Origin of the sequence: Collinsella aerofaciens, assembly GCF_028206995.1 — a bacterium.
Lineage (GTDB): Bacteria > Actinomycetota > Coriobacteriia > Coriobacteriales > Coriobacteriaceae > Collinsella > Collinsella aerofaciens_AQ.
The window spans coordinates 156,001-171,086 of sequence record NZ_JAQLFL010000005.1 but is presented as its reverse complement, the minus strand read 5'-3'; the positions used below and the strand labels follow the sequence as shown (position 1 = coordinate 171,086).

Sequence of the window (15,086 nt, the reverse complement as noted above, 5' to 3'; positions counted from 1 at the left end):
GCTTGCCCGTATCGTAGGCAATGCGCCGAATGCTCGCCATCGAAATTTATCGGTGGCCCACTTCAGACTGTAATGGGGCGCCATGGGAGACGTGCTGCACAGGGCAATGTCGTTTCCTGAATTGCTTTCCCTATTTAGATGCCCATCCCGTACGTTAAAGACACCTCTAATGGATCGCCCTGCTCGCTGGGAAGACCATGGTAGTACCCGGCTGCGTTCATATAGAGACGTCTGTCTCTCAGGTCGTCGATATACGCCTCTTTGGACACGAACTTCAGTTGGTAGACGATGCCGTCGTTTGGCATGGTGCTATCCCCTCATTTAGTGGGTGTGTCCTGAGCCGCCGCACGGGCCCAGGTCCTTTGTTCCAAAATAAGAGAGATTTCTTAAACCATCGTGCTAGGTTGACGTGCGCCTGGCACGGCTCAGAGTAGCGGCGCCTTAGGGTATGGGAGCCCTCGCTCGCGAAGAGTTTGGCGGGCATTGCTGGACTGTGAGCGTCGGCTTCCTCTATCTGCCAGTAAAACGATCGGGTGAAGGGCACGCTCGCGCTGCCTGGGGCGCTTTTGTGCCGTGAGAGCAACTGTTGTTCAGTCTTAATTGAACGCGGCGAAGCGTTTAATTAGGGTTTTTCCCTTCTACATTCAGTGGAGACATTGCATTCGGTCGGCCTATTCACGGGTATAAGGTGGCTGTCTGGTTCGATCGTGACGGGTGATGTTTATGGCTAAGCAAAAGATGTCGGTTTACCTCATTAAAGAGGGTTTTAATATTGGTGATATCGTTGACTCCAATGATCCATAGGCACCTTCTAGAAGATGGTTCGGTTGTTTACACAAAGCCATCAGACCCTCATCCGCCAAAATGGATTGATTATTTTGACGGTCAACTGGAGTCCGATACTTTGCTATCTTCTTCTGCAAGCGCTCTCCATCTGGTTCAAGTTGCCGTGGCGGAGGACGCTGAGCGTCTATTTGCCATTTCTTTTGGCTATGGTTTTACTTTGCTGGATAAAGAGGCGGTCGAGGAACGCTTTGGGCTTAAAGTGGCGCTCAATCAGGCGATGGATGGTGGACTTCGCAAACTAAAACGAACTGCAGTTTCTGGCAATGCTCGAAAGACCGATGAGCAAATGCCCCTTCCGTCATCAGTTGATGCTTTTGAAATCGATGTCGAGCGCGATTTGCTAGAGGGAGTGACTGTGAGCGGAGGCGATGGGCTGCTTGCAACTGGATCTATTACTGGATCGGATTCTCTCGCATTGAGCGTTGGCGAGTCGGTAGAATCGATCCGAGACTATCTTAAGTCTGTCTATGCTGTTTATGTGCTTGATTCTTATAAGGCTAAATACGGTTGGGTCGACAGAATCGTTCCGGTGCGCAAGCGGTCACTCGAAGATGCGTTGAATTCTAAAGCCATCAGCCTCATTAATGCTCACGATCAAAATATATGGCTTGCAGTGCCGGAAATCCTTGAATGGGAGGCGGTCGCCGGCTTTCGTGTTGGATCAAAGGGTTCTTTGCTTGACGATGTTTGTCTCGACATGGTCTATCCGGAACCGGAAAAGTTGCCTCAGAGCTACGAAGACCTTTGCAAAACCCGTATTTCTGTTATTGGACAGGCAGAGGGCTCGGTGATAAATAAATGGCGCGCATCTGAGTGTCTATATGGCGAGGTCGAATATCAAGGGGCCAGTTACTGTGCAAATAATGGAAAATGGTATCGAATTGATGGTGACTACAAATCATCGATTGAATCTCGCTTCTCTAAGATTCCGCTTTACCCAACGGAATTCCCAGAATATTTTAAGGGCGAATATGAGGGCCCGTATAACCAACGTGTCGTGGAGATGAATTCCTCGACCGAGTTGTTGCTAGACAAGAAGACCATTTACTACGGCGGTCGTGGCAGCCAGGTCGAGCTTTGTGACATCTTGTGTAAAGACGGTACGTTCATTCACGTTAAGCATTATCAAGGTTCTTCGACTTTAAGCCATCTGTTCAATCAGGGCTTGGTCTCGGCTCGTTTGGTAAAGGCAGATCCTAGTTTTAGGAAGTGCGCACAGGTTGTTCTAGACAAGATTGAACCTAATTGTTTTAAATTGGAAAGGGATTCGGTCAAACAGGTCGTTTTTGCGATTATCTCTAAATATGATGCGGCAAGGCCTGAGATTCCATTCTTTAGCAAAGTGGCACTAGATGCCGTGTGCTCTCAACTGGCCGCGATGGACATTGATGTCGCATTGGCGAGAATCAAGGAGGTCCGAGCCGATTGCGGTTGATTCATTGCTGCTAGTTCGGTCGCCGGCTGGGAACTCTTGCTCTTGATTGATTTGTTTATTGGAGAGGGGCGTACTCATGCCTGGGGTTAAGAATCAGCACTATGTGCCTCGGTTTTATCTCAAATCGTTTACCGATGACTCGGGTTATCTCAGCGTTGTAAGACGCGATGCTGGTGGGTTGAAACCCGTCTTTCGAACGAAGCCCGAAAACGTTTGTGCTGAAAACTACCTCTATGAGGTCAGGCGACGTGGATCCCAGGGCGATGGCGGATTCATCGAGAAGGGCGTCATCGAAGATAAGTTGGGCAAAACTGAAAGCAAACTTGCTCCCGCTTATCAATCGTTGCTGAATTGTCTCGACCGTGGTGAATTGCCGAAGAACAAAGATGGCGTTGATTTGGTCATTGAGCTCGTGGCCTTCTTGATTGCAAGAAATCCAATGTGGCTGAACGAGGTGAGGGGTGCAGCCTGCAACCGCTCCAAAGAGCTTGAGGCCACCGGACGCTATTCGAATGGTGACGTTGTGTGTGCGGATTTTACTGGATTTGATGGCGAGCTTAAACCGGCTGTTGAATTTCTTTACTTGGATACGGTGCTCTTCGAGCGTTATAAGGGGACTCCTATTTATTCCTTAATAGACTTGTTTCGTGATATGGATTGCAGGTTTTGCGTTGCCCCCGAGGGCTCCGAATTCGCTACCGCTTCGTTGCCAGCGTACGTGGCATGGACAAATGAACACGATGTAAATCCTTGCGTCATTTATTTTCCGCTCAGCCCCCGTTACGCTGCCCTATTTTATCGTAGGCAGGCAAATGACCGAAGTGTCAACATTGTCTATGAGACAAACGCTAAGGTTGATTATTTAAATCGCATGTTAATGAACGGCAGTTTATCATGGGATTTTCTGATGGCAAGTAGCCCATCTTGTTTGGAACGGCTAATTAAGGGTTATAGGCCTAGGGTTTAGCTTGCGGAGTTATGTATTGAGCCGGCTGGCCGGGTTGTATGGTTTTTAATCCTGTTCTGTCGAACGCTTGAGATACACTGTGTTCAGCGCTACCGGGAACGCTGTGGGCCATATGGCGTATGGCTCCGCAAGGCCGTCGAGCTGTACAATAATCGAGTTATTTTATAACTTGTAGATATGCGGGAGGCTGCATGGATGAATTTCGACCCAAGCCTTGGTTGACTCCTGCTCAGCAAGTTCAGCATCTTGAGTCGGAGGGCATTAAATTTGAGCTTACTTCGAAGGATGATGCTGAACGGTATCTTGAGAAGAACAATAACTTCTTTCGCATCAACCTATTTCGAAAGGGTTTTCCAACGTATGTGGGCGGGCCGAATGATGGTTTGTTCATTAACCTTGATTTTGGAATGCTTCGCGATCTTGCAATCATTGACTATGAATTTCGCCAGGTGCTTCTTTCAATTTCAATCGATGTTGAGCATTTTTCGAAACTTCAGCTGTTGAGGTTCTTGGAAGCGCATCAAGATGATGGGTACTCGATTGTCGAGAAGTATATTTCTTCTAAAGATCAGAAGTTAGATAATGGGAAAACGGTTAATTTAGTTAAATCGGAAATCAACCGAGGTGCAAACGGATGCTATACAAACCAAATAATTGCTGATTACCCTAGTTATCGTTATCCAGTTTGGGCATTTGTCGAGCTTATTCCTTTTGGAACCTTCAACAATTTTCTTCTTTATGTTGCAAAGAGGTATCGAGACAAAAAGCTTCAAAGTCGTTTCTATCAACTTCAAAGCGTTAAAGCTCTCCGTAATGCTTGCGGGCATAATAACTGCATTATTGATGACCTTAAGGGAGGGGATCCTTCTTATCAGATTGGCCGCAATGTTAAAAATGCTTTACGGGCTGTCGGCTATTCGGATATCACCCTTTCAACGAAGTTGAGCAATGACAGGATTCAGCAAATTGCGACGACTCTTTATTTGCATCATCTGATTGCCTCTCCTGGCGTTGTTGCGGCAAAGGGCGTTCAGCTTCACCAGTCGGTCAATCGCATGTATCGGAATGCTCAGTATTACGATAAAAATGACCCTGTAAAATCGTCCTTCAGCTTTTTTAAAGGTATGGTCGATGCATGGTACCCGATAGTCTGAGTCTCATGTATCATATGTGATGATGTTTTTGTGGTGGTCGAGGACGCATGCTACACCATCTCAATGAGATGGTGTAGCATGCGTCCTGCAATACAAAAGCTCTTTGGGAGCTTTAAGGGTGACGCTTTCGATAAGAGAGTGTTGCCCTTTTTTCATGCGTGTAATGACTTTCGGGCTGGTAAAGTACCGTTTCGACGATGGGCCGATCGAGACTAAGAATATCAGCCTCCGTTGATGGCCGATTAGAGACTCACGAAAGAGTCGAACACCGAACGTAATTCCTCTATGCGTCGCATTATCGATGACTTTAGGGTACTATCCCAGTAGTGATTCTGTCGTCGTGGACTCTAAGTGAGGCGATGACAAAGAAGGGTCGTTGTTTGGAGACTTCCGGCAACGGCCCTTTGATTTTAGGAGCTTGTTTTGGCAAAAGAACTTAAGACTTTTGTTCAACCAATTGAACTCCTAGAGAGCCGTGGGGCGGCGACTGATTCAACCACTGTAGATTGCCCGAGACGTGATATCCGACCATGCCGCCTCGTTAGGTTCTTTGCAGGACTACACGTCTCCATATCGGTGGCTTAAACAGCGGTTTGGGGATGCCAATCTTGTCAATATCCACGGCACGCTTGATGGTGAAAGCATTTTTGGATCGACGGTTCCGGCAATTTGGATGATCGGGATATCCTCCCGTTTGCCAAGACATATCGTGTGTTGAAGTCCGCTCGAGGGGTTCCAAGTAGCTCGATTGCTTATCCTGCGCAAAGGGGAGGGGATGGTCTTGAGATGTCTTCAATAGTCTTTTTTGGACATTCGCTCTCTCGGGCCGATTATTCGTACTTTGAGTCTATCTTTAGCACGGTGGATTTGTATAACGGGCATACCAGCCTGGTCTTCTTATACCCAAACTACGCTAAGGGTGTCCGCGAGTCAGAGGTGGCCAAGGTACTCGCCCTCCTTGATTACTACGGCACTTCGCTTGGTATTGCTGGACGTAGCAACAATCTTGCACACAAGCTCATGCTGGAGGGCAGGTTCGTCGTTCGGGAGATATAGGTCGTGGCGGTTCGAGATTATCGCTTGAGCTATCATAGTCAAACAATGAAAAACAGAAGCTTGCTTGCTAAGGCCAAAGTTTTGTAAGGGGGTTCCTTCCCAAGGGAGGGCATCCCCTATTTTTATGGCGCCTCGACTTGGAAGTCTCCGTTGAAAGGCGCGCCTGTAGACAAGCTGAGGATATCAACTAGAATAAAGTCAATTGCGGTGGAAGCCTTCGGGCGACACCTGAAGAGGGTTGATGCGTCAGCCCTCTTTTTTGTTTGCATGTAAGATTCGGCCTGTCAAAACTTACATCCCAGTTGGGAAAAGGCGAAATTGCGGGTGTTTTTCTGCCAGCATGTAACTTTACTGATGCGTTGCTGCTCAGCCTTAATTCACTACGGTTTGTCGGTAAAGGATTGACTGGGACTGGGCTTTTACTTACAGTTCCAACTGTGATGAGGCTTTGCGACGGTACGTCCGGCTTGGTCCGTGGAAACCGCCGAAAGGCGGTTTTTGCGTTTAAGGGCTGTTTTCCAGCGGCTTTCGTAGCGGGTATTCATGGTTCGCATGGACTCTGTTCACATTACTTTTCTCGTAATGGAGTATTTGATGAGAGTCTCCTATCTCTTGCCGTAATATAATTACGGCAAGAGATAGGAGACTCTCATGCTTAAGCGTTTTACTGTTGATGGCTATAGGAATTTTCCGACTCCGGTTACATTAAATTTTGCAGCTTCTCGTGATTACCAGTTTGCAGAAAATAACGTTAAAAACGGAACCGTGAAAACCGCACTTTTGATCGGCAGAAATGCGTCTGGTAAATCGAATTTCGGTTCAGCTTTATTCGACATTACGCTCGGCTTTCCAAAGGCATTCGATTATTCTGACCAGGATGATCGTCTGTTTTTGAATGCTGATTGCGGGCGAGGTACGGCACAGTTTACCTATGTCTTTGAATTTGACGGTCGCGAAATCAATTACTGCTATGAGAAGACTTCTCCGACTACTTGGCTTCACGAGACCCTATCGATTGATGGGGAACGAATTTTCGATTTCAATAATGCACGCGGCGTTTTCGAAGAGAACCACCTTGAACGAATCGGTGCAGCTGGCTTTAATTTTGAATTCTTCGATGCTTCGTTGAGCCTTCTTTCTTATATAACGAGCAGTCTTCCAACTAATGTTTTAGGTGCCTTGGCTGAATTACGCCGATTTGCCTCGCGTATGAGGCTGATTCGCACGGACAACTTTCGATTAAAAGGGGTTGAAACAAAAAAGGTAATCAACAAAATCATACGCGAGAACAAAGTTGCGGAATTTGAATCATTTATTCGCAATTTTGGAGTCGATGAGTCCCTGATCGTTATTAAAGAGTCCGACGGCTCGCCTGTTCTATATTTCAATCATCCCATGCGATGCATCCCGTTTGTCGAGGCGTGTTCTAGCGGTACAAGAACTCTGGTTAAGGTGTTCTCTGAGCTTGAGCTAAACGAGTCTGCCAGCTTTTTGTTTATAGACGAGTTTGACGCTTTTTGCCACTTTGAGATGGCTGAGAGCCTTTTGAAGCTCTTTGCTTCCAAGACATCTTGTCAGATATTGTGCTCTACCCACAACACTTCGCTTGTTAAGAATGGCGTAATGAGGCCCGACTGCGTTTATCAAATATCTGCAAAAGAGGGTATTCGAACCTTGGCCGATTCCACCGATCGTGAGTTGAGGCTCGGCAACAATATTGAGAAGCTCCTCCGAGCCGGAGAGTTTGAGTAGCCATGAACGGTGCGTCTGAAAAGAACGTCCTGCTCATTGTTGAAGGCGCTAAACGCGAGCCTCAGCTGATGGGGCGTTTATTTGAATCTTTTAGCCTCGCAGATGATCATCAAATTGTTCCTGTCGAGATCAATGTTCATGACTTTCTTGATAAGCTCTTTCAAGAATACGGTTGCGATTTCGAGTCCATTGATCTTAAGCCCTTTGTCGCTGAGCTTCTTTCGGATAAAGATGATGCGACTCAGCTTCTCGAATCCAGTTTTACAGACACCTTGCTCATATTTGACTTAGATCCTCAGGACAATCGGCTCGATTTTAAACGGCTTGAGCTAATGCAAGACTATTACTGCGATAGCACTGATATGGGTCAGCTATATCTGAGCTATCCATCGGTTGAAGCATATCGTGATTTTGATCTCTTGAAGTGTCTCTCTCTGGATGACGCCCTTGTTCCTTCTGATGTGATTTTTGGCAAGCGATCTTACAAGGACTGGGTTGCCAGGAAGGGAGATTCGTTTGCGGATATTGGGCGTATTGATGGTTTTACATTTGCCTGCATTATTGCCGTCCATGCCCTGAGGTCGCTTTGGTTAACTAATGAGCAGATGATGCCAATTGCAAACGTGTCTCTGGCTGACTTAGCTGCGACCGTGGCGGGCATCAATCATTCTGAACTTCTGCTCAATGAGATTGAACGTCTGAACAATGATTCATTTTGCGCATGCTGCACCTGCCTTTTCTTTATTGCGAATTGGCCTAAGCGACTTAACGACGTTATGAACAAGGCGATTAAGAGGGGTTTGGGTATTCGTTTGTTTTAAAGAGGGTCGTACCGTGCGTTGGGAGCCCGTCGACGAGGTTCGTAACGTGCGCATTGTTGGCGATGTCTCGTCGGTCGAGGTGTTTGTGAACGATGGCGCGCTCGTGTTCTCGACGCGCATCTATCCCGAGGCCCATGGCGTGACCGTTGACGCTCCGGGCGCGAACGTGACCTATCACACGCTCAACATCTAGGCGATTCGTCGCATATCGGCGCTATACTGCAGCCGTTGCCCACGATGCGGGAAACATCCGCATCGTGGGTTTTTGCTTATGAAGGGACGGTGCCGCGTGGACGTGCAACAGCTAGAAGAGGCCTGGGCTGCAAGGGCCGGCGCGCGTGAGGCGTGTCTTGTCGCTGCTCCGCATGTGCCAGCAGCGCTTTCGCTGCTGGGGATTGTGCGTCCCGGTGACCGCCTGGTGGCCTTTGCGGACGACTTTGCCGATGCGTTTGCGAGCGGATTTGACGGCTGCGATGTTGTGATGGTGGGGGAGCCGTCTGTCGTGGCGTTTGCTGCGGCGTCCGGTGGCTTTGCCGGCTCGTTTGACGCTGGGGGTCCGCACCTGTGGTGGTTCGTCAACTCCATCGGCGGGTTTGGTCTGCGTGTGCCTGATCTTCGTGCGCTGGGTCGGGCGGCGCGTGAGGCCCATGCGCTGCTGGTTGTGGACAACACCGTGGCGTCAGCTTTTGGCTGCGATTCGCTGCGGCTGGGTGCTGCGCTGTCGCTCGAGGCGCTCGATCGCGTATGCGCCGGTGATGCTCTGCGCAAGTTGGTTGCCGTATCGGTCGCGCGCTCGCAGCTCAAGCGCCATCGTGTGGATGCCGCGGCCGAGTGCGCGCATGCCCTGCTTGAGGGCCGTGGATTGGCCAAGTTTGAATTGACTGCTGACGAGGCCGGTGTGCTGGAGCGGGGACTGGACTCGCTCGATGTCCGCATGCAGGCACACTTCGACCGCGCACGTGCGCTGTCCGAGTACTTGGCCGCCAATGAGATGGTGCGCAACGTGCGCTATCCCGGGCTGAGCTCGCATCCCGACCATGCGGTTGCAACGGGAATCCTCGAGCACGGCTTTGGTCCGGCAGTTGAGTTTGACCTTATCGAGCGCAGTGCGGGTGATTTCTTCGATGCTTTGCCGGGGGAGTTTCGTACATCGCCCGCCGGCGGCGCAACGACGCGCCTCTCGGCCACGCGCGGCAAGCAGGGGAGCACCATCCGCCTCTTCGCCGGCACCGACGACCCCTTGATCGTTGCCGCCACCCTAGATAATGCCCTCCGCAACTAGCTAAATCATCCTCGACTTCATAAGTTGCGGTGAAATAGGGATTGATTTACGGCTTTAACCGCATAAACAGCCCCTATTTCACCGCAACTTATGAGAAGGGGTTGCGTGGCTATAAGGCCCCGTCCTAAATTGGCTATTCTTTTATGCTGGCGATGAGGTCGTTTGCTTTGTTGGCAATGACGTTGTTGATGTCGGCCTGCAGCTCCTCGTAGACCGCTATGGCTCGCTCGCCGGCGGGGGTGAGGGTGGATCCGCGGGCGCCGTCGCGCTCGATGAGCTTGCAGCCCAGCTGACCTTCGGCCTCGTTCACAATGCGCCAGGCCTTGGAATACGCCATGCCCATGCTCTTGGCAGCGCGGTTGAGCGAGTGCTCGCGGGCAATACCCTGCAGCAGCAAGACGCAGCCGTGGCCGAACACGCCCGGCAAATCCTTGTCGCACGCTTGAATGACCAACTTTGCCGTCGTCTTGTACTTCATACGCTCCACGTCTTCCCGCTAAAGTGTTTGCTGGGCAAACGCAAAGCCTGCGTCAAACCCTCGTGTGCTCTTCTTAAATCATGCATTGTAGCAGTCAAAGTGCGTTAAGATACTTCCCCAGTATTGGGCGCCCAAGGTTGGGCTGGGTCCTACGAGGCCTGCAGCCGACCGGTCGCATGGAAAAAGGAGAAACATGGCTACGTTCTTTCCCGGTGAGTCCCACACGTTTTCGGAGTATCTGCTGGTCCCTGGCTACTCGTCCTCGCAGTGCATCCCCAACAACGTCTCTCTTAAGACGCCGCTGACCCGCTTCAAGCGCGGTGAGAAGCCGGCAATCACCCTGAACATCCCCATGGTTTCCGCCATCATGCAGTCCGTCTCGGGCGTCGACATGGGTGTCGCGCTCGCTACCGAGGGTGGCCTGTCCTTCATATACGGTTCCCAGAGCGCCGAGTCCGAGGCCGCTATGGTCAAGGCCGTCAAGGATCACAAGGCCGGCTTCGTTCAGTCCGATTCCACGCTGACCCCCGATATGACCATGGAACAGGTCATCGAGCTCAAGGAGAAGACCGGTCACTCCACCATGCCGGTTACCGACGACGGCACTCCCAAGGGTAAGCTCCTGGGCATCGTCACCAGCCGTGACTATCGCCCCAGCCGCGATGACCACCAGACGAAGGTCTCCGAGTTCATGACCCCGCGTGAGCAGCTCATCGTGGGCGACAAGAACATTAGCCTCAAGGTTGCCAACGACGTCATCTGGGACAACAAGCTCAACGCCCTGCCCATCGTCGACGACAACGATCACCTTATGGGTATCGTCTTCCGCAAGGACTACGACAGCCACAAGACCAACCCCAACGAGTTGCTCGACGGCGATAAGCGCTACATGGTTGGCGCCGGCATCAACACCCGCGACTATGCCGAGCGCGTGCCGCTGCTCATCGAGGCCGGCGCCGACGTCCTGTGCATCGACTCTTCCGAGGGCTTCAGCGAGTGGCAGAAGCGCACCATTGAGTGGATTCGCGCCAACTACGGCGAGGACGTCAAGGTCGGTGCCGGTAACGTCGTCGACGCCGAGGGCTTCCGCTTTTTGGCCGACTGCGGTGCTGACTTCATCAAGGTCGGTATCGGCGGCGGTTCCATCTGCATTACCCGCGAGACCAAGGGCATCGGCCGTGGCCAGGCCACCGCGCTGATCGACGTCTGCCGTGCTCGCGACGAGTACTACGAGGAGACCGGCGTCTACGTGCCCGTGTGCTCCGACGGCGGTATCGTCTACGACTACCACATGACACTCGCCCTTGCCATGGGTGCCGACTTTATGATGCTGGGCCGCTACTTCGCCCGCTTCGACGAGAGCCCGACCGAGCGCGTCAACGTCAACGGCCAGTACATGAAGGAGTACTGGGGCGAGGGTTCCGCGCGTGCCCGCAACTGGCAGCGCTATGACCTGGGCGGCGCTGCGAAGCTCAGCTTCGTCGAGGGCGTCGACTCCTACGTCCCGTACGCCGGCTCCCTCAAGGACGGCGTGGGCGGCACGCTCTACAAGGTCAAGTCCACGATGTGCAACTGCGGTGCCCTCTCGATCCCCGAGCTCCAGGAAAAGGCACGCCTAACGCTGGTCAGCTCGACCTCGATCGTCGAAGGCGGCGCCCACGACGTAGTCGTCAAGGATTCTCAGCAGAGCGTTTCCTATCGATAAGGTAAGAGCTGCATATCAAAGGTTGATTCCCAACCACGTTATTTAGATAAAGCGAGATGCATGCAAGTCGCAGGCATCTCGCTTGTCGTATTTGCTATCATCAGTCAAGTTAACCTTAGGGTCGGTCGGCCTGGCTTTGTTCGCTACAAGTTCCGCACGCAAAGAAGAGCACTTAATGTGCTCTTCGTCTTGCGCAGGACTGTCCGCAGTAGCGAATAAAGCCAAGCCGACCGACCCCAGCTAAGATTAAAGGAGCTGATATGTGCGATTGCACAGATCATAAGGACGAGATTCCTGCCTACGACGCGCAGGCCATTGAGTCCAGGTGGATGAAGGCCTGGGAGGACTCCAACCTCTTTGCCGTCGACACCGACGACAGCAAGCCCAAGAAGTATGTGCTCGAGATGTTCCCGTATCCGTCGGGCGACCTGCACATGGGTCACGCGCGCAACTACACCATCGGTGATGCCATGGCCCGTCAGGCCCGCATGCGCGGCTACGACGTGCTGCACCCCATCGGCTTCGACGCCTTTGGCCTTCCCGCCGAGAACGCCGCCATCAAGCACAACACGCAGGCTGCCGCCTGGACGTATAAGAATATGGACCAGGCGCTTTCCACGATGAAGCGCATGGGCTTCTCCTACGATCTGGATCGCATGGTCAAGACCTGCAGCCCCGATTATTACCGCTGGGGCCAGTGGATTTTTGAGAAGATGTGGGAAAAGGGCCTGGTCTACCGCAAGAAGAACCCGGTCAATTGGTGCCCCACCTGTAAGACTGTTCTGGCTAACGAGCAGGTTACCGAGGGCAAGTGCTGGCGCTGCGGCACCGAGCCCGAGAAGCGCGACCTGGAGCAGTGGTACTTCAAGATTACCGAGTACTCCCAGGAGCTGCTCGACGATCTGGAGAAGCTCCCCGGCTGGCCCGAGCGCGTCAAGCAGATGCAGGCCAACTGGATCGGCCGCTCCGAGGGCGCCGAGGTCGACTTTACCCTGTGCGACAAGGATGGCGAGCCCATCGAGGGTGACGAGGGTAAGATCACCGTCTTCACCACGCGAGCCGACACGCTCTTTGGTGTCTCCTTCTTTGTCCTGGCTCCCGAGTACGCGCGCCTGCACGAGCTCGTCGAGGGCACGGAGTACGAGGAGGCCGTCACCAAGATCGTCGAGGACTCCAAGCATATCTCTGCCGTCGAGCGTGCCCAGGGTACCCTCGAGAAGCACGGCGCCTTTACGGGCCGCTATGTGGTAAACCCCGTCAACGGCGAGAAGGTCCCCGTGTGGGTTGCCGACTATGTCGTTGCCGACTACGGCACCGGCGCCGTCATGGCCGTTCCCTGCGGCGACCAGCGCGACTTTGAGTTTGCCCGCAAGTACGACCTGCCGATCGTGCCGATCATCCTGGACGATGACGACCGCGCTGCCGTCGAGGCTAGTGGCGAGACCATCGATACCTTCCATGCCGAGACCGTCGATTGGGATTGCGCCCACGCTGCCGAGGGCACGCTCGTCCAGTCCGGCAAGTACACCGGCATGCGCGGCGGTAAGCACTCCGAGGGCGAGGCTGCCATCGTGGCCGACCTCGAGGCCATGGGCTGCGGTCGTCGTAAGGTCGAGTTCCGTCTGCGCGATTGGCTCATCAGCCGCCAGCGTTATTGGGGCAACCCCATCCCGGCCATCCACTGCGAGCACTGCGGTATCGTGCCCGTGCCCGAGGACCAGCTGCCGGTGACGCTGCCCGAGAACCTGGACCTGGGCGCCGGCGAGACCCTCGCCGAGTGCAAGGAGTTCTACGAGACCACCTGCCCGGTCTGCGGTCGCCCGGCCAAGCGCGAGACCGATACCATGGACACCTTCACCTGCTCCAGCTGGTATTACCTGCGTTATACCGACCCGCACAACACCGAGCTGCCCTTCTCCCGTGAGGCCGCCGACCGTTGGATGCCCGTCGATAACTACATCGGCGGCATCGAGCATGCCATTCTGCACCTGCTCTACAGTCGCTTCTTTACCAAGGCCCTGCGCGACCTGGGTCTGCTGAGTGTGGACGAGCCCTTCACCAACCTGCTGTGCCAGGGCATGGTCAAGGACGAGAACGGCGACACCATGTCCAAGTCCAAGGGCAACGTCGTGCCCCCGAGCTCGGTTATCGAGCCCTATGGTGCCGACACCATGCGTCTGGCGATCCTGTTTATCGCCCCGCCCGAGAAGGACTTCGACTGGGATCCCAAGGCCGTCGAGGGCGCTAACCGCTTCATCAAGCGCGCCTGGCGTATCGTGTGGCAGCTCGTCCAGTCGGGTGACGCCAACGTGGCCTTTGACAAGTCCGCGCTCGACGAGGTCGCGATGAAGCTCTACCGTGAGCGCCATCGCACCATCGCCAAGTGCACCGAGGACTTTGACCGCGGCCAGTTCAACACCGCGATCTCGGCCGTCATGGAGCTCGTCAACGCCGCGAGCGCCTACCTCAACGCCACCGAGGACGCTGACCGCGACAAGGCACTGTGCTACGGCGTGGCCAAGGACATCGTGAGCGTCCTTGCCCCCATCTGCCCGTTCTGGGCCGACGAGCTGTGGCACGAGGCACTCGGTTGCGAGGGCAACGCCTACACCGCCGCCTGGCCCGAGTTCGACCTGGCCGAGTCCATCGAGGACACGGTGCAGATCGTCGTACAGGTGCTCGGCAAGGTCCGTGGCCGCATCGACGTCGCCCGCGACGCCTCCAACGAGGAGATGCAGGCTGCCGCCGAGGAAGCCGTTGCCAAGTGGCTTGAGGGCAAGACGGTCGTCAAGGCCATCTGCGTGCCTGGCAAGCTGGTTAACCTGGTGGTCAAGTAAGCGCTGCGCGCATAGTTGACGTGCTATAGGCGAGGGGCGATCCGGCTGGGTCGCCCCTCGTTTTTCATGTACCTATCCTGGTGCCTACGGTTAATTGTTCTATTCTTGTGGAGAACCTGTGCTCACGCTGACCTGCGGGTTTGTGTTGTGGTTGCACGTTTGTGCAGGTATTGGTATAGTTTGCTTGCAAATGAAGTTGTAATTGAAAGAAGTGGGGTTTCGGCCCCGCTTCTTTTTTGTATGGATGGAGGTGCCGCAATGGTCAAGACCAAGACCGAGCAGGCGATCATCGACGCGCTCGAGGCCGTTGCTCCCCAGCACGATGTCGACATCGTCGACGTTGAGCTCGTGGGTGCCACCAAGGCCCCCTGCGTGCGTGTGCGTATCGAGGGTGCCGAGGGTCAGAGCCTGTCGCTCAACGACGTCACGGCCAACACCAAATGGGTCGGCGATGTGATTGAGGAGCTCGACCCCATCTCTTCGAGCTATACGCTCGAGGTGTCGAGCCCGGGTATGGCGCGCCCGCTGCGCCGCCCGAGTGACTTTGCCCGTTTTGTGGGCGAGAACTGCGAGCTCACCTCCACCGCCACCGAGGGCCGTCGCAAGTACGCCGGCAAGATTGCCGCTGCCACCGAGACGAACGTGACCCTCGAGCTCGAGGACGGCGAGTCCGTCACCCTCGATTTCTCTGATGTTAAAAAGTGCAAGTTGAAGCCCACCTATGACTTCAAGCCCGCGAAGGAAGGAAAGTAA

The 15,086-nt window shown here is 53.6% G+C and carries 10 protein-coding genes and 1 pseudogene; 10 read left to right on the top strand and 1 reads right to left on the bottom strand.

All coding sequences use genetic code 11. From position 1 onward, the window contains the following. Positions 1-793: 793 nt before the first annotated feature. The 7 genes and pseudogenes from PMX60_RS05535 to PMX60_RS05505 all read left to right on the top strand — a co-directional run bounded on the left by PMX60_RS05535 (position 794) and on the right by PMX60_RS05505 (position 9,313). Positions 794-2,281, top strand: a complete 1,488-nt coding sequence (locus PMX60_RS05535; protein WP_271747189.1) for a DUF6119 family protein — start codon at positions 794-796, stop codon at positions 2,279-2,281. 76 nt (positions 2,282-2,357) lie between these two features. Next, positions 2,358-3,248, top strand: coding sequence for a DUF4238 domain-containing protein (locus PMX60_RS05530; RefSeq protein WP_271747186.1), 891 nt, complete (start codon positions 2,358-2,360; stop codon positions 3,246-3,248). A gap of 191 nt (positions 3,249-3,439) precedes the next feature. Then, positions 3,440-4,402 carry an Abi family protein gene (locus tag PMX60_RS05525; RefSeq protein ID WP_271747185.1) on the top strand — a complete coding sequence of 321 codons (963 nt, stop codon included), beginning with the start codon at positions 3,440-3,442 and terminating at the stop codon, positions 4,400-4,402. Between the two features lie 1,707 nt (positions 4,403-6,109). Further along, entirely contained in the window at positions 6,110-7,210 is a 1,101-nt protein-coding gene (locus tag PMX60_RS05520) for an AAA family ATPase (RefSeq protein ID WP_271747184.1), read from the top strand. 2 nt (positions 7,211-7,212) lie between these two features. Next, on the top strand, positions 7,213-8,031 hold the full coding sequence (locus PMX60_RS05515; RefSeq protein WP_271747183.1) for a hypothetical protein: 819 nt from the start codon (positions 7,213-7,215) through the stop codon (positions 8,029-8,031). A gap of 10 nt (positions 8,032-8,041) precedes the next feature. Continuing rightward, positions 8,042-8,224 (top strand): annotated as a pseudogene (locus PMX60_RS05510) (GH32 C-terminal domain-containing protein); the annotation flags it as partial. Positions 8,225-8,320: 96 nt separating this feature from the next. Continuing rightward, positions 8,321-9,313, top strand: a complete 993-nt coding sequence (locus PMX60_RS05505; RefSeq protein ID WP_271747181.1) for a PLP-dependent transferase — start codon at positions 8,321-8,323, stop codon at positions 9,311-9,313. A 133-nt stretch (positions 9,314-9,446) separates the two neighbouring features. Here PMX60_RS05505 and PMX60_RS05500 read toward each other — a convergent pair whose 3' ends face one another. Continuing rightward, positions 9,447-9,791, bottom strand: coding sequence for a winged helix-turn-helix domain-containing protein (locus tag PMX60_RS05500; protein ID WP_271747179.1), 345 nt, complete (start codon positions 9,789-9,791; stop codon positions 9,447-9,449). Positions 9,792-9,984: 193 nt separating this feature from the next. Here PMX60_RS05500 and PMX60_RS05495 point away from each other — a divergent pair, with 193 nt between their 5' ends. The 3 genes from PMX60_RS05495 (at position 9,985) to PMX60_RS05485 (ending at position 15,086) form a co-directional block, all read left to right on the top strand. Further along, positions 9,985-11,496 carry an IMP dehydrogenase gene (locus tag PMX60_RS05495; protein ID WP_055251158.1) on the top strand — a complete coding sequence of 504 codons (1,512 nt, stop codon included), beginning with the start codon at positions 9,985-9,987 and terminating at the stop codon, positions 11,494-11,496. A 260-nt stretch (positions 11,497-11,756) separates the two neighbouring features. After that, complete coding sequence (gene leuS / locus PMX60_RS05490) at positions 11,757-14,333, top strand: leucine--tRNA ligase (protein WP_271747178.1); 2,577 nt, start codon at positions 11,757-11,759, stop codon at positions 14,331-14,333. A 258-nt stretch (positions 14,334-14,591) separates the two neighbouring features. After that, a complete protein-coding gene (locus tag PMX60_RS05485) occupies positions 14,592-15,086 on the top strand; it encodes a ribosome maturation factor RimP (RefSeq protein ID WP_118267782.1) in 495 nt (164 codons plus the stop codon).

Bases quoted from the DNA above. Each gene is read 5' to 3' on its own strand.
- leuS (WP_271747178.1), top strand. From the start codon at position 11,757: ATGTGCGATTGCACAGATCATAAGGACGAGATTCCTGCCTACGACGCG.
- PMX60_RS05530 (WP_271747186.1), top strand. From the start codon at position 2,358: ATGCCTGGGGTTAAGAATCAGCACTATGTGCCTCGGTTTTATCTCAAA.
- PMX60_RS05515 (WP_271747183.1), top strand. From the start codon at position 7,213: ATGAACGGTGCGTCTGAAAAGAACGTCCTGCTCATTGTTGAAGGCGCT.
- PMX60_RS05495 (WP_055251158.1), top strand. From the start codon at position 9,985: ATGGCTACGTTCTTTCCCGGTGAGTCCCACACGTTTTCGGAGTATCTG.
- PMX60_RS05485 (WP_118267782.1), top strand. From the start codon at position 14,592: ATGGTCAAGACCAAGACCGAGCAGGCGATCATCGACGCGCTCGAGGCC.
- PMX60_RS05525 (WP_271747185.1), top strand. From the start codon at position 3,440: ATGGATGAATTTCGACCCAAGCCTTGGTTGACTCCTGCTCAGCAAGTT.
- PMX60_RS05535 (WP_271747189.1), top strand. From the start codon at position 794: ATGATCCATAGGCACCTTCTAGAAGATGGTTCGGTTGTTTACACAAAG.
- PMX60_RS05520 (WP_271747184.1), top strand. From the start codon at position 6,110: ATGCTTAAGCGTTTTACTGTTGATGGCTATAGGAATTTTCCGACTCCG.
- PMX60_RS05500 (WP_271747179.1), bottom strand. From the start codon at position 9,791: ATGAAGTACAAGACGACGGCAAAGTTGGTCATTCAAGCGTGCGACAAG.